General features: G+C 57.0%; 17 protein-coding genes. 1 reads left to right on the forward strand and 16 read right to left on the reverse strand.

Features of this window, described 5'->3' with window-relative positions; translation table 11 throughout:
• Positions 1–46 precede the first annotated feature (46 nt).
• The gene (locus tag DES45_RS11745) at positions 47–1,219 is read right to left on the reverse strand and encodes a GNAT family N-acetyltransferase (RefSeq protein WP_170151474.1); all 1,173 of its coding nucleotides are present in this window, start codon (positions 1,217–1,219) and stop codon (positions 47–49) included.
• Positions 1,220–1,531: 312 nt separating this feature from the next.
• Positions 1,532–2,620 (reverse strand): AraC family transcriptional regulator, encoded by a 1,089-nt coding sequence (locus DES45_RS11750; protein ID WP_114770200.1) that lies wholly within the window; start codon positions 2,618–2,620, stop codon positions 1,532–1,534.
• Between the two features lie 235 nt (positions 2,621–2,855).
• On the opposite strand from DES45_RS11750, the gene DES45_RS11755 reads away from it, so the two are divergent.
• A complete protein-coding gene (locus DES45_RS11755; protein WP_170151475.1) occupies positions 2,856–3,962 on the forward strand; it encodes a glycosyltransferase in 1,107 nt (368 codons plus the stop codon).
• 47 nt (positions 3,963–4,009) lie between these two features.
• Here DES45_RS11755 and DES45_RS11760 read toward each other — a convergent pair whose 3' ends face one another.
• From DES45_RS11760 to DES45_RS11825, 14 genes are all read right to left on the reverse strand, one after another.
• Positions 4,010–5,266 (reverse strand): glycosyltransferase family 4 protein, encoded by a 1,257-nt coding sequence (locus DES45_RS11760; RefSeq protein ID WP_114770202.1) that lies wholly within the window; start codon positions 5,264–5,266, stop codon positions 4,010–4,012.
• Between the two features lie 350 nt (positions 5,267–5,616).
• Positions 5,617–6,786 carry a polysaccharide deacetylase family protein gene (locus DES45_RS11765; protein WP_114770203.1) on the reverse strand — a complete coding sequence of 390 codons (1,170 nt, stop codon included), beginning with the start codon at positions 6,784–6,786 and terminating at the stop codon, positions 5,617–5,619.
• Positions 6,786–8,747 (reverse strand): asparagine synthase (glutamine-hydrolyzing), encoded by a 1,962-nt coding sequence (gene asnB, locus DES45_RS11770; RefSeq protein WP_114770204.1) that lies wholly within the window; start codon positions 8,745–8,747, stop codon positions 6,786–6,788. Before asnB (DES45_RS11770) ends, DES45_RS11765 begins: the two co-directional genes overlap by 1 nt.
• Positions 8,748–8,864: 117 nt before the next feature.
• Positions 8,865–11,153: a GumC family protein gene (locus tag DES45_RS11775; RefSeq protein ID WP_170151476.1), complete on the reverse strand. Its 2,289-nt coding sequence runs from the start codon at positions 11,151–11,153 to the stop codon at positions 8,865–8,867.
• A 523-nt stretch (positions 11,154–11,676) separates the two neighbouring features.
• Positions 11,677–12,987, reverse strand: a complete 1,311-nt coding sequence (locus DES45_RS11780) for an O-antigen ligase family protein (RefSeq protein ID WP_147282393.1) — start codon at positions 12,985–12,987, stop codon at positions 11,677–11,679.
• Positions 12,988–13,016: 29 nt separating this feature from the next.
• Positions 13,017–14,171, reverse strand: a complete 1,155-nt coding sequence (locus DES45_RS11785) for a glycosyltransferase (protein ID WP_114770207.1) — start codon at positions 14,169–14,171, stop codon at positions 13,017–13,019.
• The gene (gene asnB / locus DES45_RS11790; RefSeq protein WP_114770208.1) at positions 14,164–16,080 is read right to left on the reverse strand and encodes an asparagine synthase (glutamine-hydrolyzing); all 1,917 of its coding nucleotides are present in this window, start codon (positions 16,078–16,080) and stop codon (positions 14,164–14,166) included. The genes DES45_RS11785 and asnB (DES45_RS11790) overlap by 8 nt, the downstream gene beginning before the upstream one ends.
• Before the next feature lie 277 nt (positions 16,081–16,357).
• Positions 16,358–17,386, reverse strand: coding sequence for a UDP-glucuronic acid decarboxylase family protein (locus DES45_RS11795; RefSeq protein WP_114770481.1), 1,029 nt, complete (start codon positions 17,384–17,386; stop codon positions 16,358–16,360).
• A 115-nt stretch (positions 17,387–17,501) separates the two neighbouring features.
• Complete coding sequence (locus DES45_RS11800) at positions 17,502–18,611, reverse strand: CgeB family protein (RefSeq protein WP_210210208.1); 1,110 nt, start codon at positions 18,609–18,611, stop codon at positions 17,502–17,504.
• Positions 18,608–19,702 (reverse strand): CgeB family protein, encoded by a 1,095-nt coding sequence (locus DES45_RS11805; protein ID WP_114770209.1) that lies wholly within the window; start codon positions 19,700–19,702, stop codon positions 18,608–18,610. The genes DES45_RS11800 and DES45_RS11805 overlap by 4 nt, the downstream gene beginning before the upstream one ends.
• Positions 19,699–20,811, reverse strand: a complete 1,113-nt coding sequence (locus DES45_RS11810) for a CgeB family protein (RefSeq protein WP_114770210.1) — start codon at positions 20,809–20,811, stop codon at positions 19,699–19,701. The genes DES45_RS11805 and DES45_RS11810 overlap by 4 nt, the downstream gene beginning before the upstream one ends.
• Positions 20,808–21,941 (reverse strand): glycosyltransferase family 4 protein, encoded by a 1,134-nt coding sequence (locus tag DES45_RS11815; protein WP_245571692.1) that lies wholly within the window; start codon positions 21,939–21,941, stop codon positions 20,808–20,810. The genes DES45_RS11810 and DES45_RS11815 overlap by 4 nt, the downstream gene beginning before the upstream one ends.
• 55 nt (positions 21,942–21,996) lie before the next feature.
• The gene (locus DES45_RS11820) at positions 21,997–23,103 is read right to left on the reverse strand and encodes an NAD-dependent epimerase/dehydratase family protein (RefSeq protein ID WP_114770212.1); all 1,107 of its coding nucleotides are present in this window, start codon (positions 23,101–23,103) and stop codon (positions 21,997–21,999) included.
• Positions 23,100–24,212, reverse strand: a complete 1,113-nt coding sequence (locus tag DES45_RS11825; protein ID WP_114770213.1) for an NAD-dependent epimerase/dehydratase family protein — start codon at positions 24,210–24,212, stop codon at positions 23,100–23,102. The genes DES45_RS11820 and DES45_RS11825 overlap by 4 nt, the downstream gene beginning before the upstream one ends.
• Positions 24,213–24,569 lie beyond the last annotated feature (357 nt).

A 24,569-nucleotide genomic window follows, 5' to 3' on the forward strand; every position in this document is an offset into this window, starting at 1 on the left:
CTGGAGTTCCGGGACACGTTACGCCTGCCAAACAATCTGTTGGCGCTCATGAGGTCAGCGCCTTCACTTTTTGCCGCACCCACCTCGTGCAGCCATTCATCAGTTGTTCTGCCCTTGCCGCGTAGGGAGACATTGCAATGGCCAGCGCTGCAACACTGCCACTTCTTGCGATGATGAATCGACGAACCTTAAGCCCTTCTGACCGGCTCCTTGAGAAGATCGGCGAATGAGGAGAGGAGCACGTATCCAACCAATCTATTTCGTGGCCCAGCATCATCTGATCGGAATGCATCCGACGGATCGCCTCAAACTCCAGCAAGAGTCCGGGAGAGCGTTTGGCGTAGATATCTTTCTCATCATAGGTCAGCTTGAAGAGAAAACTTCCCGGTTTCGAGAACAGCACGCACCGCGCAGCGATGAGTTTCCGGTCAACACGCATCGTAAGAAGCGAGAGGCGCTGTCTACTGTGAGCATCCAGCAAGAGTTGCTTAACCCATTCCCGATGCCCATAAGCCGAGATCGAGACTCCTTGCTTTCCCTTCCAACCCTGGTCCTCAAGATCGATAAACTCATCGATGAGCTGTTCGATATCCAAGCACTCATCGACATCCGCGTATTCGACAGTTCCAAGATCGCGCAACCGCCGCTCATACCGCCTTAAGGTCTGCTGACTTCGCTTTGACAGAACAGCATTGATATAGCTGTCGGCGTTGACGTGCCGCCGGTAGAGGTGAGATTCAATCGTACTCTCGATATGCTCGAGACGCTTTTTACCGGACAAACTAGATGTAAGAGATCGCACGATAGAAGTGCCGTCGGTAAGGCCGCGCAGGTTGATAAGGTCGGCATGCGTCTTCTCTTGCGCAAACCAATCAAGCAGAACCTCGATACAGTAATCGTGTCCCTTGCGGATGAGCGGGTCGCAACGGGCGTTGAGGTAGTTGAATGGATCCGCCCAAAGGCGCAGGCACGATAGAGGAACGAGATGGTGAAGCACAACGCGTTCGAACGGAAAGAATCCGATCAGACGCGTCCTGTCATCAGAGGGGCTATCGAAAATCAGAACGAACACAAACTTCCTGTTTACCCCTGATGCCTTCAGGATAGGGCATAGGATCCACGGTTCATACGAAACGTTCTGAACCGCGAGGTCCTTCGACAGATCCTCCAACTCTGCGGTGTACTCGGCTAATTGTTCAATATCACTGATCGCCTGCAAGGACGTCCTGCGACTAGGTGGGCTAAATGATCGTTCCGACCCACGTGCCGCGTAGTGCTGGGAAACAGGGGCGATCGTACGAAGCAATTCCACAATCGCCTCTCCTTAAGCATTAGAAGCCGAAGACGCCGCCAAACCATGGTATCGACAACGAGCGGGTCACAGCTCAAATCATGGCAGTATTTTATCCGACCTAGGGTCCGATTTCCATTAACATGGCCCTACCCCGAAGTAGTAACTCATGTTAGATCCCACCTTTAGAACTGTATTTCGCGGGCTTGATTTCAACTTTTCTGGACCCAGCGCCTTTGCTTAAACTAGATTTGCACCATGCTTTTCTGACGCCTCACTGATATGTGCGATTTGTCGTCGTACACTTGTCGGCGACCGGCCGGTCCATCTCTGAAAGGCATGTGCAAAAGAGCTCACTTCCGTGTATCCCAGAAGCCATGCGATCTGTGAGATCGACAGATCATGATCCTGCAGATATTGATTTGCCAGGCTTGATCTCAGCTCATCTAGGATCGCACTGAAGGTCGCCCCCTCCTCGGCCAAACGGCGCGATAATGTACGAGAACTCATTCCGAGATCGCTTGCGATATTTCCGATGATAGCAGTCCCATTCGGCAGGCGTGATGTAATGGCGTTTTCAACCCGCCTCCGTAACGAGGTTCTGCGAGACAAGCTGCGGGCAGCAGAATCTTCGAAGTATTCAAGCAGAAACCGATGGAGGAAGGGATCGGCCGTGACGTTGACAGCCTCAGCCTCGGCTGGATTGAAAGCGATCGAGTCCTTTACGGTTCCGAACGTCAAAGCTGATCCATAAAATCGCTGCATCTCGGCGATGTCACCCTCGCGTCGGTGAACGAAGTTGACGGACAAGGGTGTAAGCTCCCGTCCGGACAGCACTCTGCCAATACGCAGCATGTATGTAATCCAAAACTCAACCTGATGTAGATCCTTTTGACGCTCAATGCCGGAGAACGCAAAATCGAGCGTCAAGGATTTCGGCTCACGGGAAATCTTGAGGCTGCCATTGACGACTTGGCTGTAACGCGCGGCGCAATCGAAAGCATCGCGGAACCTCTCAGAGGAGGCCATCAGATAGTAGAAGGGGCAGAACTCGCGCAAATCGCTTTCACGTGCGAGATGGAACCCAAGCCAGTCGTCCTGCAAAGCTACTGCAACAGCCGACAAGAACTCGATTTCCGCCTCTACGGCAATGCGAATTTCAGGATCCTTGATCAAGTCTGGCGTCAAGCCGACGTCCCGGAGCAACGGTACAATGTCGACTCCTGCTTGAGCAGCCCGCTCTGCAGCAAGCTTTGAAATCACTCCTGTCACAGCTTGCAGCGCTGCTGCTTCGTGAGATGATCGCTGGACGAGGTTACCCCGCGACATGGCTCGACCCTATGGCAGCCCTACGCTTGCATTATGATTTGTCAGGTTGTCCGGATGCGCAACGTCTAATGAGATCAACGTACGATATATGGTCGTCGTATATCATCAGCTTATCCACGTAGGAGAGTATGCTTCGGGAGTACCGCTTACTCGTTAAGGCTCCAGCATGGTGCAGGACACGTCATTGCGGCATTCTGGTCGGGATCATGAACCGTGTAGGCACCTTGACCGTCACATGAATCGCAGCGTTTCAACCCCTGACATTTCTGAAGAAATGCGTGACATCCCTGAAGCCGGAGGCGGCTCAGTGTCGCTTGGCAGCCGTGTAGAAGAGGAGATTTCTGCATGCAGCAGCCGTGTCGCTCCTCATATGATCCGGGTTTTATCTGTTATCCCTGGTGAGCGGCATGATCGTAGCAGCATGGTCTTTGCACGGCGTCAAATGGCGGCGTTGGAGCAGCGAGGTGTGACTGTCGAGAATTTCTTTCTGACTTCAAGAACCTCTCTTAAGGCGCTTCTGGCCGAAGCTGGACGCTTTCGCAAAGTGATTCGGCACTTCGATCCGCATCTCGTTCACGCTCATTATGGAACCGTCACCGCTTTCTTCTGCGCTTTGGCGACAACTCGTCCATTAATCATCAGCTATCGAGGGAGCGACCTGAACCCGACGAGCGATATTGGAAGAGTAAGAAGTCTAAGCGGCCGATTCCTCTCGCAAGTTGCCGCTCTTCGTGCACGCCAGATCATTTGTGTAAGTAGAGAGCTGAAAGACAGGTTGTGGCTAGGCTCACGCTCCGCATCCATCATATTCGACGGTGTTGACCTGTCCCTTTTCCGTCCAATGGCGAGAGAGGAGGCCCGTCGACGGCTCGGCTGGAGCCAGGACACTAAGCTCGTGTTCTTCAATCTCGGAGGCCGCCCGGCCGGCAAGCGCTTGCACCTGGCCGAAGGCGCGATTGCCTACGCGCGGCAAACTATCCCAGATCTGGATCTCGTGCCGGTTAGCAAGGTCGATCCAGAGAAGATCCCACTCTATATGAACGCGTGTGACTGTCTCTTGCTGACAAGCGACTGGGAAGGATCGCCGACGGTAGTCAAGGAGGCACTCGCCTGCAATCTGCCAGTGGTGTCCGTCGATGTTGGCGACGTCAAGGATCTTCTAGGGAACGTTCAACCATCTTGGGTTGGCCCTGCCGATGTGGAGTCAATCGGCAATGCGCTAATCGAGATCCTCCAAGCAGAATCTCGCTCCAATGGCCATATGCGCGCCGATGAAATGTCTGAACGACGTACGACGAGCCGTGTCCTTGCGCTTTATCAAGAGGTCGTCGGCAAAAAATAGCCTCCTGAAGCATCGGGGAGGCTGCCACTCAGCCAGATTGGATCGATCTATTCTCCGGCAGGTGCGATGCGGGTTGAAGAGTGCTTCTCGGATTTGACAGCCGCCTGCCTCAGAACGGTCTCAAGACGTCGCGCGAGAACATCCCTTGAAAACTGCTCCTCCGCAACTCTCCTAGCGTTGACGGAGAACACCTTCAGTTCTTGAGGATGATCGCGTAGCCAAATTGCCTTGTCGGCAAAATCAACCGGGTCATCTGGTGTAACCAGGACACCTGTTTTCTCCTCCTCGGCAATACTACCGAGCCACCCCGGCATATTTGTCAGTATCGGCTTTCCCGCGGCCAGAGAATCGAAGAGCTTATTAGGAGAGCAGGTTCTCAGCACAGGAACATTCTTGAAGATCGTCATGCAGACATCGACGGCAGAAACCAACTCGGCCATGAGGTGCTTTGGTGTGGGACCTGAAAAAATTATGTTGTCCAGCCCCTCACCTCTCGCACGAGCCTCCAGGATCGGACGCTCCATCCCGTCTCCGTGGAGCATGAACACGATGTCACTGACGTTCCGCCGTTTCAACTCCGCCGCCGCGTCAAGAACAAAGCCGAGGCCGTTGGCCAGCCCCATGGTACCGAAATACGCGATGCAAAATCGGCCATCCAATCCGTTTTGCAATCTCATGGAGGCACCATCGATCCGGGGATGAAACAGGTCTAAATCCGCCGCATTCGGAATGACCGTCACCTTTCCTCCGTCAATGCCGGCTGCCAAGATCCCGTCCCGCATGCCTGGAGAGAGAGCAACAATGTGCCGAGCGTTTCGATAGGTCAGCCTTTCCAATCGCCGCGCAAGCCACTTGGCTAGCGGATTAGTCAGGACGCCGAGTTGAATTGCACCCTCGGGCCAGAGATCCCGGACTTCAAAGACCAGAGGAACTCCTCTCGACCAAGAGGCATACAAGCCAGGGATGGCAATCGTGAGAGGACCGCTTGTGGCAAAGACGACATCCCCGTCCAATGATGCTGCCTTCCGGGATGCTCCTATAGCGAACCGAAGAAACGCACCGATGCGCTCCCGAAAAGCCATTTTGTTGGAATACGGAACCGGGAGCCAGTGAACGCGGATTCCGTCCTCATTCGTCTCGAACCATTCAAGAGGCTCATCCCTTGTTGCATGAGTGTATGAGGTGACCATATCGACTTCATGCCCCATCGCCACAAGTCGACGAGCAAACTCGTATGATCGGTTTCCAGCAACCCCGATCATCGTCCGGGTGAAGAAATACTGATGGAGATATACAATCCGCATGAACGGCACGCTCTCGTTGGTGGCCTCACGCCATCCGGATGAATGTCTCTGTGCCGTACCCTGAACGCTTCTCTCACCGGCACACTCGATGGAATATCTAGGGCCGGCATCGCCATCGCAAGTCGAGCAGGCGTAGCCAAGTGGAGGTATTCAGGGGCTATCCAAAGGAGCACCGACAGCGCAATCAGGAGCAGTCTGACGATGTAGTCACAGACTGACCCTCCTCCACAGCAACGTTAATGTCTTTGGCTTCGCTGAGCTTGGGGAGAAACTTGGTGCGGCCTCGGCCTCCGCCTTAGAAAGGCGTGTAGCTGGAACGTCCTGGCATCGATTGACAGTCGCCGCATTCCTCATCCGCGCAAGGCATGAGCAAGACGAGCAACTCCAGACAGCTTTGCGACGAATCGAGGCATGGACTCATGAGCACCCACATAGATGCGCCTGATGCCGGTGCGACGCTTCGAAACGTCATGCAATCTCATGGGGCCCGGTTCAAGGCTGAATGCCAGCGGAACTCCGCTTTTGAGCACAGCCTTCTCGTGCGTATCAGAATAGTCTCTGCTGGACCCATTCGGATAGGCGAACCCAAGCGTCTTGAACCCGGTTGCCTCTGTAACCCGCCTGATCGACTCCTCGATCTCCCAGCTACCTTGGGGCTCGGAAATGCCTGTAAGAATCGGGTGAGAGCAGGTATGGCCACCAAATTCGACACCCTCGCGGGCCAACCTGCGGACATCGTCCCAATCCATATAGAGATGCTCGAAAATCTCTTGCCCAGGAACGTCAATATCAAGAGCCTTGGCGAGACTGGCAACTGCCTCGCTGCGCTTTGCGCCAGGGAGGCGCTTCATGGCATCGACCCATGTCGCGGTTGCGGCATCGCGATGGGCATCTGTAGCTAGACTTCTCAGACCAACAAGAGGAACGTTGGCGGATGTCAGAGTCGTGGTTGCGAAAAGATAGGCCGCAAGGTCCCAAATGAACGGGCGCCCTGTCCCGATGTAATCCGTCGCTAGGAAGATCACAGCTGGAACGCCACGCTCGCGCATGATCGGCCACGCGACTTCGGCATTGTCACGATAGCCGTCATCAAAAGTCACCAAGGCCGGTTGGGGCGGGAGGCCTCGCCTACCATCAATCCAAGCCGCTAAGTCCGAGAGCGAAATCGGATCGTAGTTTGCTCGCAGGTACTCGATCTGCTCAGAGAATGCCTCCTGTGAAGCGTTTATAGTGGGCTTGTACCCTTGAAATCGCTTATCACCTCTCCGAATGACACGATGATAGCAGACGACCGTCAGACAACCTCGCGCCACAAGTCTTACGACTGGCCGCATCGCCGAGAGAAACGCGGAATGCGACAACGATGGAATCGAATCCGAAACAATGTGATTGTCGGGCGCCCCCCCATTACGTGTCGATGTTAGAAAAAAGCCTTCCTGCCGGCCGCGCCGGGACGATTCCTGTTGTATGCTCCCTGATGCGTGGTCGCCGGCGGCGGAGGTCTCGGCTGCAGGCTTCATCAGGCCACCTGATAAGCACTCTGCGGGCGCACGTGCCTCGAGACAGTTGGGATCGAAGGGCGGATGGAACGATCGAGAAAGATCCTACTCCACAGTTCGATGCTCATCATCGACAGCAATGTGTAAGTCGCATCGATCCGTCCTGCTTCATTAGCGGTGCGGAGTTCCTGAACTGCTTTCGGCTCAAAGAAGCCGCGGCTACGTAGTGCTCTTGGCGAAAGCAGATCCTCCTGAAGGTCCTTCAGTTCCTCTCGCATCCAAACCCGCAGGGGCATGCCGAACCCGGTTTTTGGCCGATAGATGACTTCACGCGGAAGATGGGCCTCCATAGCCTTCTTGAAAACCCACTTGCCCTCATGTCCTACCTGTTTGAAGCGGACCGGGAGGGACGCAGCGTCGCGAATGAGATCGATATCCAGCAGCGGAACACGGCACTCTACGCCGCAAGCCATCGAAACCTTGTCGAAGAAATTGAGGTTATGATCAGGAACGAAGAACTTTCCATCCAAATACAACATCTTGTTCATCAATGGAGTCGATGGCGGCAGTTTCCCGAGCGCCTCCATAAGGGTCATCGCAACATGATCGTTGGCGTTCGCTTCCTTGAGCTCCTTGGAAAGCATCGATGATACGAGATCAGGGTGTCCCCAGAAGAAGTAGCTCGCGATTCTGTCATCCTGCGGTAGATGCGCATAGGAGAAAGCCTTACGAACCTGCCGCATCAGCGGAATGCGAACGGGCATGCGATGAGCGACACTTGCCATAGCATATCTCGCTGGGCCAGGTAGCCAGCGCCAGTATTTCTCTTGCTCGAGCGCATAGTGTCGGCGGTACCCCGTGAATATGTCGTCTCCTCCCATGCCCGAGAGAAGAACTTTGATGCCCTGCTCGCGAGCGACGGAACTGATGAGATAAGCATTGATGGGTGAGACATCGGCCTGTGGCTCGTCCATCATGTAGATCATATCGGTCAGACGATGCAGGCTATCAGGACCTACTGATACTTCCTGCAACTCGACGCCAAGATGTTTCGCGACGTGATGAGCATATGGCAGATCATCCGTCATGCCTTCCTGATCTGCCCCGGCCCGATCAAACCGAATGGTAAAGCAGGGGAGCTGACCGTTCTGAGCCCCCTCCTTCGCAAATGCCACGACAGCGCTCGAGTCCAAGCCGCCCGACAGAAATGCTCCGACTGGCACATCTGCTACCATTTGACGCCGAACGGCATCCCTGACCGAGTCATGCACGAGCGAGATTGCTTCCCTCTCGTTCATCTCCTTTACCGGGCTTGCGTAAGGCAGATCATAGAAGCTCCACATTCTTTCGATGCGACCGCTCCGCGCGATGAAGGCGTGCCCCGGGAGCAGCTTCAGCACGCTCTTGACCATTGTCCTCTCGCCGGGACTCCAGTGATAGGTCATATAGCTCTGAAGCGCAGCGGGATCGATGGTCCAATCGACGTCTGGAATATCCAGGAACGACTTCATCTCACTTGAGAAAAGCAAACCACGGGGAGTTTGCGTGTAATAAAATGGCTTGACGCCGACCCCGTCGCGCGCTGCGAACAACGTCTTCGACCGCTTGTCCCAAATCGCAAATGCGAAGATCCCGTTGAGGGAGTGAAGCATTGCCACTCCCTTCCACAGGTACATCTTAAGGATCACCTCTGTGTCGGAGCGCGTTCTAAACCGAATGCCATTTTGAATCATCTGCTGGCGAAGTTCGCGATAATTGTAGAGCTCGCCATTGTAGATCAGGACGACATCATCCTCGATCATCGGCTGGCTTGCGCCACTCGACAAATCGATTATCGATAGCCGCCTGTGCGCGAGGCCGACCTGACGATTGTCGGAAATCCAAACGCCGTCCCCGTCCGGCCCTCGGTGAGCCACGCGCAGGCTCATGTTGTCGAGCTCCTCCGCCTCAAAGCGACCGAGATATCCAGCTATTCCGCACATTGACGTCTCCTGAACCGCCTTGTCGCCCTAAACGATGGAAGCTCTGTGCTGAGATTCACGTGACCGTTGTGCTCGTCGAAGCCAAGCTTGTGAAACAGATTTCCACATCAACGACCTTCAGTGCGTGTCTCGCCGGAACATCCCAACAGAAATGTCGAGCGAAGGCATCCCGAAGTTTAGGGCCGTGACGATTCGACTGCCTTTCACGCCGCGCATTTGTTGGATCGCCTCCTGTACGCTCTGAGGAGATGCACGCCCTGCCCGCGCGACGAACAGCACAGTATCGGTATGCTGAGCTAAAATAAGCGGGTCAGCGGCCGCTCCAGCGGCAGGAGCATCCAAGATTACGAGATCGAACTTGGTTCCAAGTTCGCGCACCAATTTGTTGAAGCGCGGAGATTCCAGGACGCGATCCGGAACGATTTCCCCAATCTCACCGCTTGTAATGACAGAACACGTCGAACGCGGGTCGGACGCGATGACATAATGCTCCGGTATTGAGCTCGGCGACAGAAGGAGTTGAACAAGTCCATCGTGGTTCTCAAGCCCAAGCCTTGTATGAAGGGACGGATCACGAAGGTTGCAGTCCAACAAGATAACCTTGAGGCCAGCCTCTGCGGCAGCGCGTCCCAACGACAGTGCAATTGTCGATTTTCCTTCTGCCGAGTGCGCGGACGTAACAACAATGGACCTAGACCCAAAGCCACTGCCCTCAAGTAGATCCAAGGATATTCTTAGACGGCGGATGGCTTCGGAGTACTCGGATGTCGGCTGATCGAGGATTTGATCTTCGGGCGATACGATCCTGCCGTGCCTGGCGGACTTGCGGATGTCGGGAACCGTTCCGACGTTGCGAACGTCAGTAATGTCCTCAAGCTCGGCGGGATACTTGATGTTGCGTGGATATGTATCCCGGGCATAGGCCGCTCCGATACCGATTGCCAGTCCGGCAAAGCCGCCCAGCAGAACGAGGATTGTCCTCGGCGGGAAACTCTTGACGGGAGGGGCACTGGCGGGGGCAACCACGTGCACGTCAGACGAAGCGATATTCCGCTGCTGAGCAAGAGCTTTCAGGCGTCCGAGATATTCCTGGTAAAGCTGCCTGGTTGAGGCAGCCTCCTGTTGCAGTCGGAACAACTGAACCGAGATGTCAGTGGAGAGATCGGACTTTTGGACGACCTGCTCCAACTCTCGACGAAGCGACGCCAGACGCTCGTTATTCGCGTCTGCCTGGCGCCGTATAGGTTCGACGCGCTGATTGGTAAGCGTCTGGAGTTGCGAATTCAGGAGTTCCAGTCTTTGACGCAGATCAGCGCTTCGATTGTCGCCTTCGGCTGGCCGCTGGAGGCGTTGCTCAAGCGCTCGACGCTGCTCGTCGAGCAAAGCCATCTCTGGAATAGACAGCGCCTGCGACAATGACGCGTAATTGCGCGATGCGGTGAGTTCGTCAAGCTCCTTCAATCGAGCAGTCGAAGCACTGGCTTCTCGCATGACGGACGCAATACTGCCCTGCAAACGATCAATTTCACGACGGTTAGAGTCGTCAGCAGGCTGGGAGGCTTGAGCAAGGGCAAACGCTTTGATCTGCGTCTCCGACCGACGAAGTGCCTCACCGAGTTCGGACACCCGTTTTGAGAGAGCTACTTCCGCCCGCTCAGCAGATTCAAGCCTCGCGTTGATTTGGCCGTCGATGTAGGTATCCGCGTAAGCGTTCGCGAGGCGCGCCGCCTCTGTAGCAGACTCGGCGGTGACATCAATTGCGATCACATTGGTCAAGCCGCGTCGTCTTACAGCGGTGATCTTCTGCAATGCCTGTGCAGCGATAGCATTCGGATCCACCCTTGACCTGCCGCGTCCGTCCTGATTGTTGCCCCGGCTCAAAGGGTCTTTATCTGAGGTTCCGAAGATGGATTGAAGCAATGAACCTACGGAGCTTATTCCATTGGACACTGTATGCGATAAGGAGCCTCCACCTGCATCACCAGAGGCCATGAATTTTGGATCCTGAGCGAGATTGAGACGTGCCGCTACTTCCTGCGCAATGCTGGCAGACTTCATGATTTCGACTTCGCTGTCGACGCTCGGAAGGGCCGCAGTCGGCGTAGGTGTCTCAAGACCCAGCAGCCTCAGATCTCTCTGGTCAACAACGAGCAGGGCAGTTGCCGTATAGCGTTCGCCGAGACTTAGCACGATGCCTGTGGCCAGGATGGTGATGCCGGCTGCAACCGCAGCGGCAAGCCAGAGATGTCGCCACACTGCGCCGGCAACTCTGGTGATGATCCCTGTCGACTGAAACTCGCGGCTCGCTCCGCCCATTGAACGCATGGAAGAATCTGCCAAAAGCTCATTAGCTTTATTGCCTGGTTCGGGAACCAAAGGCTCGCCTGCCCGAGGATGAATGTTCACGGCCGCGGGTTTGCTTCCTCGCAGAAGGTAAGGGGCTTGGGGAGCCTGCTCTCCCGAATTTCTTCCGTGGCCGGTAGACATGGGAGGGAGTTCAGGACCTCCGTCATTTCCCTGGTACATCATCCCTGAACCCATCCTCGATCGCTGCTTAGCATCTCAAACAAACTAGGCTGATCGCCGAGCCGAGCCTCGCACTGCACCAACTGGCCGCAACACCGGTGCGATGTAGGAAGGGCGTCGAAAGAAAGCGATTCAGCACTCCAAAGTTCGAGCACTTACAATGCCCTATCGAGACATCCCTCGCCACGCACGGAGGGCAGCGAGTTCGGGCTACTCCTGAAGTAAGATGCGGCTGCTCTTGCACTCCGCTCTTGCCGATCCAATCAATCGCCCGCTTCTCCTGACCTCAAGCACTTGCCTGGTAGGATTTCGAGAAATAGGCCGCGATAACCGAGGATCCAATTCCACCTGTGGGACTGGGCATCAGAAGCCTGGAATTACCTCGAATGAGTAATCCCAGATCCTAGGAGCTGTATCGCAACTTTGACAGGTGAACGGCTAACCGTTGAGGAGGCAGAGCTGCCAAGGCTAAAATCACGGCGATGACGACATTTGCAAAACGCAAGAGAAGAACATGGTGCCCAACCAGCATATCGGCCATAAGGACGATGGTGAATCCGACAATAATCGTCCGATGAGAGCTACGTACTCCCCGAGCAAGGACGGATGCCAGAAAGCCACCCAGCATGAGGAGAGGAACAATCCCCGCCTCCCCAAGGATCATGAGATAGGTGTTGTGAATTCCGAGCCACTCGTTGAGTTCGATACCGCCTGATATCTTACGGATACCGCCCTCCATCGCGTGAAACTCGCCTAGACCGGACCCCCACGGTAAATTCCCTTTGATCTTCTCAAAGCCGAACTCAAAAAGCACATTGCGCCCTGTGGTCGACCGAGTGTTGAACTCGCCGCCTGCAAGGTTGAGGACGTCGGATAGACGCTCGCGCTGTTCCCATGAAAGATTGAGCAAGTCATTGTTGAAGACGAACCACAGCACGGAGAAGGCCGCGACGATCCCGAGCCCGGACAAAATGAGCGTTCCGAACGAGCGTCGCGTGAATAGGAATAGCCCTGTGAGGAGCATGAGAACTAGCATGCCGGTTTTGGAGAACGTCATGACGAGCGCCAGAACGGCTACCGCCCCTTGAACGATACGAACCAGAGGGGTTCGTGAAGGAAGCGCTGCCACCAACACGATGCAGTACAGCGCGATCATCGCGGCCTCGTTAGGGTTCTCAAAAAGCCCCGAAGCCCGATCCGCCGACTCGACGCCCTGCATGATCTGCTCTGCATCAAGGCCGGGAATTTCCGGCGCCACCTGGAACGGCCGGAGGGCGTCAGAGAGGACGACCAGGATGCAGGATATAAAGAGGATATTCTTGAGAATGTTGAGAACACGCCTTAGCTCTGCCTCACGCATTGAGGCGAGCCAGAAGTAAATTGCCGAGACGAGAATGAGCGTCGCGCCATATGAGGTGATGTACCGGGTCTGAAGGCTGGATGCTAGAAGGCCGGCCAGGCTACCGAAGAAGAGGTAGGATCCGACGGTGGAAACAAAGAGCGCGTAGCTTGCTGTAACATATGAGGCGCGCGCATACCTGACGCACATGATAATGGTGATGAGAAGGATCAGCGGCGACAGGAACGCCTCAGTTCCAAAGAAGAGCAAGAATGCGCCGTTCAGGTTGAGCCCGGCGAAGAGCAGCACTCCCAAGCCCATGACATCAATGGATCTGTGAGCAGTCGCTGCACGAAGTTGCGTTGAGATACCCACCGTCTGCTCGCCTCCGGGAAATCGTTCACTCAACGAGATGCATATTCCGCGACGGATGCCTCGTATCCGCTCGGCCCTTTGGCGGTCCTGCCCATGGTTTCGAAGCACTCTTCGTATTTTCGTACGACTTGACCGACGTCAAATTGACTGACGCATTCACGTTCAACCCTTTTCCGGCCTCGCGCGACGAACCGGCCCATTGCATCAGCGAGAGCAGAGGCGGAGTAACCGGGCGCGATCTCGCATTCCGGGATGTCTTCCAAGATCGTACCAAGCCCTGCAACAGGTGTTGCGATGACGGGTGTTCCGCAGGCAAGAGCCTCGATCACCACATTTGGAAAGCCCTCGAATCGAGACGACAGGAGAAACCCGTCGGCCTTTGCGTAATACGGGTAAGGATTGCGAGAGTACCCCGGGAGGCAGACCTGCGCCTGAAGTCCAAGCCCCTCGACCTTCTGCTGCAGAGCGGAGCGCAGTGCGCCCTCGCCGAGAATGGTCAGGTGCACGTTTCTGTTTCCAAGGAGCGCAACAGCCTCTATGGCCGCGTCGAATCCCTTCTGACTTTCAAGCCGACCGGCCGCAATGAGGTTGAAGGCTGAAGCATCATAGAATGGCTGCTCGGTTTCGAGGGCTGATCTTTCCCTAACAAACTCGAAGTCGAGCGGGTTTGGGATCACGACACTCGACCCATTGTTCCAATTGAGCGAGGAGCGGTAGTCTCGCTCCATTGCATCGGATTGAAAGACATAAAGATCGGTATTCGCAATCGCAAACTTGTTGAAGGACTTCCAAAGGCTGGGCGACTTGTTCTCTTCTAGCGCCGCGCCGAACACGATTGTCGGTCGCGCTATGAAGCGCGTTCGCCGCGGCCAGAAGGGTCTTGTAGCTGCGAGCGTGGCGTTAAAATAGTCGATGGTCGAGAAAACCACGTCCGGTTTGATCGCCCATATATGTCGGACGATCTTCAGGAGACCGTATCTTAATCGAGGAGCAGCAAGGTCGATGACTGGTATGTCTAACGGCAGCTCTCCGGAGAAAACCGAGTTTTCTTGGTTTACGACAGCCAGAGAAACTTCGAACCGCTCACGGGACAAGTTACGAAGGAGGGTCGCCACAACCCTTTCCGCCCCGCCAGGCACGAGGGCGGGAAGAAAGAAGAGAACCTTGATTCTGGAGTCACTCATAACGTGATTGCCACATGCGGAACATCAGAACACGCCATAGGTGCTCCTCGTAGTTCCAATGCCCAGCCTGGTGGTCGCGCCAGATGCTCCTGATCACCCTGTCATTCAGGAACTCATCGTCAGCACTGCGGGAGAACAACAGATCCTCCGCCCAGGACCGCAGCGGCCCTCGAAGCCACTCGCCGATAGGAACGCTGAAGCCCATCTTCGGTCGATCGACGAGAGCGGTCGGAACGAAGCCCTCCAGGACCTGTCGAAGAGGCCACTTCGTCCGCCCGTTGCGCACCTTGTATGAAGATGGCAGTTTGAATGCGAACTCGACAATTCGATGATCGAGCAGAGGCACCCTCGTCTCAAGGCTAACCGCCATGGCGGCTCGATCGACCTTTGCCAGGACATCCGTCGGAAGGTATGTCAGTGCGTCGAACGCCGACGCAAATGTCAGCATATCCCGGGCACTCAAGGCGCTTGGACTTGCCGCGTTGGCGTTTCCCTCGCAACGATCATTGAGGACGAGCGTCCAATGACCAGGCTGAAATGCTAAAGCCTTGTATCGCTGGAAGGGGTTGTCGAAGGCCAATGTTTCCGAAAGAATTCGGAGACGGTTCGCCATGTCTTTCGTGCTTCTTCCAAGCGGTAGCGAACGAAGCACGAGTTGAGCGGCGGGCGATCCAAAGGCCAGCAGAACAGTGCTCAGCAGTGTCTTCCCCGGAAGGCGCTCGATTGCCGATGCGGTAAGCTGCCGCTTATAGCCGCAAAACAGTTCGTCGCCGCCGTCGCCGCTCAGGGCAACGGTTACCTCGTTACGTGTGAGCGCGGCAAGAAGCCCTGTCGGGATCTGTGAGCTGTCGGCAAATGGTTCGTCCCAGATCTCGGCCAGACGGGGGATGATCGAGAGAGCCTCACCGGACGTGACCGTCAGCTCCTGATGTTGCGTCCCCAAGTGGTTCGCCACCATGGCAGCATGGGCTGCCTCGTTGAACGCAGCTTCCTCGAACCCGATGGAGAAGGTACGAACCTTCCTGTCGGAGACAGATTGCATTAGGGCGACAACAGTGCTCGAGTCTATTCCTCCCGAGAGGAACGCTCCCACAGGAACATCAGCCACCATTTGTGACCGGATTGACTCAAGCATGAGCCGCTTGAGCTCGAAAACAGCATCCTCCGGCGTGCCGGAGAATGGCGCGGCTGCCAGCGAGTCGTGGAGGGACCAATACGATTCCAGCTTGGCGTTCGCTAAAGACAGCCCCTCTTCTGCCTTGAGGGTGAGGACCTGGGCCGGCTCAAGCTTCCTGATGTTTTCGTAGATTGAGAAGGGTGCAGGTACCGCCTTCTGGCAAAAATAGTGCCATAGAGCTTCCCGATCGATGGGCGGCGCGAAGCCGGGGATTGCGTGAAATGCCTTGAGTTCGGAAGCAAAAATGAACATGCCGGCCCATTGCCCGTAATAGAGCGGCTTTTCTCCCATTCTGTCGCGAGCCAGGATCAGCACCCTGTCGGATGCATCCCAGAGCGCAAAGGCAAACATGCCGACGCAGCGCTGGATGGCGCCCTGCACACCCCATGTCTCGATTGCCGCGAGGAGGCTCTCCGTATCGGACGTCCCCCGCCAAGGTGCGCTCAATGAGCCTTGCAGTTCCTCCCGGATCTCCTGGTGATTATAGATCTCGCCGTTGAACACGAGCACATAACGCCCGCTTCTGGAGATCATCGGCTGATGCCCCGCAGGCGACAGATCGACAACGCTCAGCCGACGGTGCCCAAGCCCGACCCCTCCTTCTAGGTCGAGCCAGTGCCCTTCATCGTCCGGGCCTCTTGCAACCAGGGCGGATGTCATTCCCCGAAGGATTTCAGCCGGGTCTCCTAAGTCTGACCGCGACGAGATAAGGAAGCCGGCGATGCCACACATAGTTTTCCTTTGACGGAATCGGCACGCGCAAAGACAGCGTGAGTAACTGCTGAACCACGATCAAAATGCTGTCACAGCCCTATATGGGCGTCAAACCGCCAGAGGCTCCCAAAAATGCCGCTAAAGCCCGGAAATACATATAACTTTTGACATCAGTGCCTAGGGTTACCTCCTTCGTGGCATAAACGAATATGGGTAGCCGCCGACCCTGCGGAAAAAGCAAAAGGCCGGCGATCAGCGATCGCCGGCTGTCGGCACCAATATTTGTCGACTGAATTTAGCTCACCGGGACCGCACCCGTAACAACGGCCGGCATCCGACTGGCTTTATCCACGTTCTCCTGTTCACCCGCGAACCACGCTATTGTGGTGTGCAAGCCCGCCTCCAGTGGCGTGGCAGGATTCCAGCCTAGAAGCTGCCGGGCTCTGGAAATGTCAGGACGACGCCTACGGGGATCGTCGGTCGGAAGCGGATGCCTCACGACTCGGGAACTTGATCCGGTCATTGCGAGAACCCGGTTGGCCAGATCTCCGACGGTCAATTCAACGGGATTCCCAAGATTGACCGCACCCGGCAGCTTCCCTTCGTAAGCCATGAGCCGCAAGAATCCGTCAACAAGATCTGAGACATAGCAGAACGACCTCGTCTGGCTTCCATCGCCATAAATTGTGATATCATCCCCTGCAAGAGCTTGGCAGATCACATTGGATACAACCCGGCCGTCGTCGGATCGCATGCGTGGGCCGTACGTGTTGAAGATGCGCGCAACCCTTATGTCCACTCGCCCGGATCGTTCGAAATCGAACGTCAGCGTCTCCGCTGCTCGCTTGCCTTCGTCATAGCAAGCCCGTGGCCCCGTCGGGTTCACGTTACCCCAATAGCTTTCCGGTTGCGGATGAACTTCGGGATCGCCGTAGATTTCACTCGTCGAGGCCAGAAAGAACCTCGATCCTGTCGTCTCGGCCAGCGATAGGAGGTTGTGAGTGCCGACCACGCTCGTCAGCATGGTATGTTCCGGATTGGCCTGGTAGTGCGGCGGCGACGCTGCGCAGGCGAGGTTGAAGATCTCGTCGATCTTCATGCGCTTCGTGCGAAGGCGTGCCGGCAAGGGCTTGATCACGTCGCTGTCGATAAAATCGAAGCGTGGTTCCCGCTCAAGATGACGAAGATTCTGCTTTCGACCGGTTTGCAGGTTATCAAGTGCGATGACGTGAGCACCTTCGCTGAGAAGAGCGTCACACAGGTGGGAGCCAAGAAATCCGGCTCCGCCCGCTACAAGGACGAGCTTGCCTTTGCCGTTCTTCATGAAGACGTTCTCCTTGATAACCCACTCACTGACGTCGGGAGCAACAGAACTCTGCTCCTCCAACCCAGAAGCTTGGCGTTGGTTCAACCTTGTCCATAGAATCTATTCTCAGCGATCAGATTCCGACTTCGAGAACACGCTGATGTCCTGGGCAGCGATTCCGTATCGCGATGAGGAATTCACGCTCCAGAGACGATGCGCGATGCGCAGCGGTATGCTCGGCAAGGATCCTGTCTCGGGCCGCACGCCCGAGAGCCTGGCATTTCTCGGCCGGCCAGCGTGACAATACGTCAAGAATCTCTTCGGGCTCACGCGCAAGGATGATTTCACGTTCGGGAGCGAGGAGTGTTTCGATCCCGTCCCAACGATCGGAGATGATCGGCGTAGCGCAGGCTGCGGCCTCGAAAAGACGGACGCTCGGACTATAGCCGGCTCGTATCATGTCAGCGCGCGTAACATTCAAAGTGAAGCGACTCGCTGCATAGAAGGCCGGATGATCATCCGGCGGAACATGATCAATCCGCTCCACATTTGCCGGCCATTCGATGGAATTCGGATATTGCGGTCCTGCGACGGCGAAACGCAGATGGGGAGCGCGTCGCGCCGGATCGAGGAGAAGCCGTTCGAGGGTCGGCTGACGGTCGGGACTATAGGTTCCAAGATAGCTCAGATCCCAACGCTTCTCGCAGGAAAGCATCGGATAGGCGTCCGGATCCACCGAACAGTAAAGCGCGCGCGCAGCGGGGGAGCCATAACGGTCCATCAAGAGATCGAGCGTCGGACCGCCCGTGAAGGAGAAGTAGAGATCGTATCCAGGTATCAGGTTTGGCGCGAGATACTCGTAGTCGCCGCGCTCCAACTTGGCCAAGGTCACGGGCGTGTCGATGTCGTAAAAGGCTCTTATGCCCTTCGCCGCGCCCTGGACCCATTCACCCACGGCGACGCCGTCGGGAACATAGGATCCTACGACCACCACATCGGCCTCTGCAACATCGGAACGGTAGCGTGAGAGATCTGCCAGATCCGAGTAGAACTCGAGCTGGCAGAAGTCCGGATTGGGAAGGTCTCTATGTGCAGCGTACCAAGGGACGTCCCGCTCCAGGAACAGGACCTCGTGACCTCGCGCCGCAAAGGCTTTCAGCAGCGCCCGAAACGTGGTCGCGTGACCATTGCCCCACGACGACGACAGGCTCAGCCCAAGGACGACGACCCGCAGCTTCGTCACGCAACACTCCTCTCTTGCTTTTGAGTGCGCTGCGCTCGGAGAATGGCGTCAACTTCGGCGCCACGGCGGGTATATGTGTGCTCGGCCATGATGCGGGCTCTCGCAGCCTCGCCAATCGCCCTTGCACGTTCCGGCGTCAAACGCTCGACATGGTCAGCCACATCCTTGCCGTCACGTGCGACCAATACCTCCTCGCCATCCTTCAGGAAAAGTTCAAGGCCGACCCAGGCATCCGTAATGAGACAGGCTCCTGCACCGGCCGCTTCGAAAACACGGGTCGCCGGAGAGAAGCCGGTCGTTGCCATTGAATCACGAGCGATGTTGAGAACAGCCAGAGGGCTCGTGTTGAAGGCGTTGTGATCGCGCGTATAGACGTGTCCGATATGTCTGACATTCGACGGCATGGCCTTCGTTTCCCACCCATTGCCTCCTATCAGGAAACTTCTGTTGGGAAGCCGGGCTGCAGGCTCAAGGAAGAACTGCTCCACCCGAGCCTCACGATCGGGCAGTCTGTTGCCAAGAAATGACAGATCAGCCTTGAACCGGTCATCTGCAGGAACTGGATGGTGAGTGGTCGGATCGAGCGCGTTGTAGATCGGGATGCATCGGCGTGCCCCAAACCCTTCGTAGGCCTCGATCACGGGCGGTCCGCCACCATAGGTCAGGACCAGGTCAAGGGCCGGCATCGTTCGATGCAGTGGATGGTCCGGACTTTCGCGCAGCTCTGCAAGAGTTGCCGGGGCATCGACGTCCCAGAAGATTCGAATAGCATCGGGACGAGAAGCCGCGACGACCCCTTCCAGCAGCTCGTTGTCGAAGACGCCCACCCCTGAGGCCTTCACGACGACGTCGGCCCGGGCCGCTTCCGCGACAACCGCTTTCATGGCCTCCTCGGTCGCCGGATAGACCTTCACCTCGGCCCAATCCGGGGGTTCTATGTCACGGTGTTTCTGACGGTCGAAGGCGTCCGGCTCGTAGAAGGTAATCGTATAGCCCCGGCGAGCAAGATCGCTCAGCATCCCCCGATAATAGGTTGCCGCACCATTCCAATATGACGACAGGAGGCTTGAGCCATAGAACGCAATTTTCATGCAGACATCTCCGTCGGCGTCCGGACGCCGTGCGTGGCAAGGATGGCTAGGAGCTGATCGACCCGATGAGCGCAGGAGTGTCGACTGCGGATAGACTCCAAGCCGTTCTCAACCAGGGATTTTCTCAAATCTGGGTCATGTCGGACCGCGTGGAGGTGGCTCTCCATCTGCGCCTCATCGCGGGCAACGAGATAGTCTGCGCCGGGCCTGAACAGACCTTCACTGTCATGCCAAGGCGCCGATACGAGGGGTATCCCACACGCGAGAGCCTCGAACACGCGGATCGTCGGAATTCCCGGCAACATGTCGACGTAAAATCGGCGAGGCACGTGCACGGTTGCGATGTGGCGCGCAAACACTTCAGGCGCTCGTGCATTCGGCAACCAGCCACGATAGGTCACGCCATAGTGCTTCAACATCTTCAATGCGTGATCCGGGTAGCGGACCCCGTAGATTTCGAGCGTGAGCCCAACTGTCTGGGCAGGCCTGAACAGGAAGCTCTCGAGTTCAGAGCTGCGCTCGTCATCACCCCAGTTGCCGACCCAGACGAGCCCCTCACGCCTGCCCTCCTCTGCAGGAGGATGAAAGAGGCGTGTGTCGGCTGCCTCATGCCAGACGTAAACCCGACTTCCCCAACCCCAGCGACGGTAGACATCCGCGAGTGTCTCACCGAATGCGAGAATCCCGTCATAACCTTCAAGGTCGAACTGACGAATTGCATGTGGGTCACTGACTGCGCGATGATGCGTGTCATGGAACAGCAGGGTGAAAGCTGCGCCCTGCAGCTTTATCCTCCCGATCGCTGCAACGAGCCTAGGTTCGTTCCATTCATGCACGATGACGACGTCTGCCCCATCCAGCATCTCGCCGAGGTCGGCGTCGTCGGCAAAGGACGTCGATGTCAGCTCCGGGTAGGCCTTGCGATAAGCGTCCAAGCCGCCCTCGCCATGATCCTTCAGAAGGCTCGCCAAGCTCCAGGCGTTTTCAGGTTCGTAAGCCACGACGTCATGGCCGCGGCCGACGAGGTCACGCAGGACGCCCCTCAGGAAGTGAGCATTACCGTGGTTCCAGCATGATGACAGGGAATGGGTAAAATACACAAACTTCATGCGGCATCTTCCTCGACAGAGGATCTGGTTCCATGGGACGCGAGGGCGGATCGATAGGAGGCCATCACCCCAGCACTCATCGCCTCAACGGTGTAGGCGCAGGCCCGGTTTGCAGCAGCCTGACCGAGAGCGATACGAAACTCCCTGTCGTGGGCCAATCCGTCGATCGTCCTTGCGATCTCCTGCTCATCATCCGGCGGAACGAACATGGCCGCTCCGTCCCATAGCTCGCGGAAGGTCGGAATATCCGACAGGATCAAGGCACAGCCGCTCTGTGCAGCCTCGAGGACCGCAAGCCCGAAAGGCTCGTAGCGTGCGACGGATACGAAGATCGGTCGCGCCTTGAGATACCCTGCGACTTCTGCATCGGTCAGTCGACCCAGGCTCTGTATATTGCGGAGCCGAATACCGGCACCATTCGGGCCCTGCAGAGGGCCAGCAGCGAGAATAGGAACGGATGTTCGCTCCGCTGCCCGATCAACGGCAGCGAGGTTCTTTCCCTCATCCCACAATCGGCCGACCGTTAAGGCAAATGGCGCCGGTGAAGCATCGCCGGCTCCTGATGTTCCCTTTCGTCCGTTTCTGACAACGACAGGCGGCTCCTCAAGCCCGTAGGTGACGGCTGTTGAACGAGCGAAAGAGCGTGTCGGAGCGATCAGTCCCGCAGCCGCACGATACCCACGCCCGACGAGGTCGGTCCGCCAGACGAACTCATCCGGCAACTCGCCTTCTCGAACCGCATTCCACCATGTCGCAACGCAGGAATGGCAGACAGCAACGATCGGTGCGGGAAAGGATGCACTGGCCGCAAACGCGGGATTGTTCAGATGAACGACATCGGGCTCAGCTTGAGCCGCAATATCACTCAAGGCCCGACTTGCGGCCTTGACCTGATGTGGTGAATGAGCAGCCCAGTCGAGCGGCAGGTTCGTCAGCAGGAGGTTGACGCCGGCAGCCTGAGCGGCTTCACGCTGGTCGGCAGTTGGGGCTGGTCCTAGAACCGCAAGAGTGACCTCGGCGCCGTGCGGGCGCAGGCCTTCAGCAAGATCGACCGCATACTGCCAAACGCCCCCAACCGCGTCGGTTGTCATAAAGACCCGGAGACGCGCGCCGCTGCTCAGTTGGGGCAAGGTTCAGACTCCAAGCGAGCCTTCGCAAAGCTAATGATCGACAACGGGCTCATCGTCAGCCTCCCGCAGCCTGGAGCTGCTGAACAGCAATGACGTGAGCCGGCGACTTTTCTGCCTGCAGCCACTGGGCAAGGGCGGCAACCCCGTCTCGCCAGGGCCTCGGCGTACGCAACCCGAGCTCCTGCTGGGCGCGCCGCGTATCTGAGACATAGTAGCGCTGATCGCCGGCCCGCCAGTCGGAATAGATCGTCTCTACGGAATGGCCGAGCAGGTTCTCGATATGCACCAGCAATTGCTTAAGGCTGATGGCATTGGCGGGTCCGCCGCCGAGATTGAAGGCGCGTCCCTGGACAGCGTCGATGTTCTTCCATGCGGACACATAGGTCTCGACCGCGTCGGAAATATCGAGCACGTCACGAACCTGGCAGCCGTCTCCATAGATGGAAATCGGCTCGCCCTTGAGTGCCTTGATCAGGAAATGGGCCACCCACCCTTGATCTTCCGTGCCCATCTGGCGTTGTCCATAGATGCAGCTCATTCGCAGCACGCAGGTCGGAACGCCAAAGGAGCGGGCATAATCCAGAACGTATTGGTCGGCGGCACCTTTCGAGCAGCCATAGGGGGTATGGAAATCGAGAGGACGCGTCTCGCCGATGCCGGTTCTTCTGATTGCGGCGTCGCGGGGCACATAGGCGTCGCCCGTCTTGTCGAGCTCCACATCAGCAAGATCTCCATAGACCTTGTTGGTCGAAGCGAAGACCAGCGGAACCCTCTCGTTGCGGCGACGGAGAGCATCCAACAGGCCCAATGTACCACGAACATTGATTTCGAAATCATCCCGAGGGGCAATTAGGCTGGTCGTCACGGCAACCTGTGCTGCCAAATGGAAGACGGCCTGGGCCTCACCGGCGGCTCCGGCCAAGGACGTTTCGTCGCGGACATCCGCGATCACCGCAGTGATCTTGTTCGGATGTCGCTTTTTGAGCCACTCCAAATTCGCATCTACACCCGGGCGGGCCAGAGCATCGTAAACGAGGATGTCGTGACCATCCTGTGCGAGCCTGTCGGCAAGGTTGGAGCCGATAAATCCTGCTCCACCGGTTACGAGAACGGGCCGACGTCGAAGGATCGTGGGCGAGCTTTGGGAACCAACCTGCCTCATGCGACAAGCCCTCGCGCTTCGAGCTCCTTGCGAGCTTCCTGGACCCGATCCTTGGCCTCCTGTCGCGCCACCCACTCGGCCAGCTCCGAAAGCCCTTCAGAGAAGTCACGTCGAGGAACGTATCCCAGTTCCTCCTGAATCTTCGAAATGTCGGCAATGCAGTGGCGGATGTCGCCGATACGCGCCTTGCCGGTAATCTCCGGATCCATCGGCCGGTTCATGGCCTTGCCGATGAGCTCCGCAACTTCGGAAACCGTACGGTCCTGGCCACTTCCGACGTTGTAGACGCCTCCGGGCGCCTTTTCATGCTCGAGCGCCAGGAGGAAGGCCTGCGCTACGTCTTCCACGTGCACGAAGTCGCGGCGTTGCTGCCCATCCTCGAAGATCATCGGCGGCTGTCCGTTGTGGAGGCGGGACGAGAAGATCGCCAGAACTCCGGTATACGGATTTGAAAGAGCCTGTCCGGGCCCATAGACATTCCACAGCCTGAGGGCCACGCCTTCCATCCCATAGGCAGGCGCCAGCGTATGCGTCAGCCGCTCCTGGACATACTTCGAAAGGGCATAGACAGAGGCAAGCGCCGGACGCTTCCACTCAGGCGTCGGAACGGGGAGGAGCGGGCGCCCCTGCGAGTCCACAGGATCCCACGGAGCATTGTCAGCCGAGCGTGGCATGCGCACCACATCCTCCATGACCTGCCCATCCGCGTCCCGGTAGAGCCCTTCACCATAGATGCTCATGGATGATGCAACGACTACCCTTTTGACTGGGTTGTCGATGAGTTGCTGGAAGAGCACGGCAGTTCCGTAGTCGTTGACCGATACGTATCGATCGACGGCATACATGCTCTGTCCCACGCCGACTTCGGCAGCAAGATGGACGACCTTCGTGGCACCTTTCAGCGCCCGCAAAACTGCCGTTTCGTCCCTTACGTCTCCGACGATGACTTCGACTTCCGGGTCCAGCCCGTCCGCCTGCGTCTTGTCGCCATGGACCTGCTCAATCAGGCTATCCAGCACTCGAACCCGGTGCCCACGCTCCAAACAAGCTCGCGCAACATAGCGTCCGATAAAGCCTGCGCCGCCGGTAATGAGGATGGTTTCTGCCACAGCTGTCTCCGTACCGAATGGATCGGCATGCCGATGAAGAGGAAGCGCGAAGACGGCCAACGCCCGACAAGAATGCACCGCTCGGGGCAGCCGGCTTCCGAGCGCACGGCAGCGCCGCCACTCCAGCTACTTCCTCGTCGAAGCTTGGCCTTTCGGATAAGAAACGCCACAGCTTCTTCTTTGTTCCTGCACGGAGGTAGTTTGGGCAGTTCGCAACAATGACAAGTGTCTCATTGGAGGAACGTCCACGGAACAACCTGAACCCTACGACGTTGACGGCTAAGCTTAGGGCCGCGGCCGAAGCTGGATGCTGAGCGCGTGGAGGATCCCGCGACACGGACAGCCATTCACTTAACC

This window comes from Microvirga subterranea, from assembly GCF_003350535.1.
Taxonomy (GTDB): Bacteria; Pseudomonadota; Alphaproteobacteria; order Rhizobiales; family Beijerinckiaceae; genus Microvirga; species Microvirga subterranea.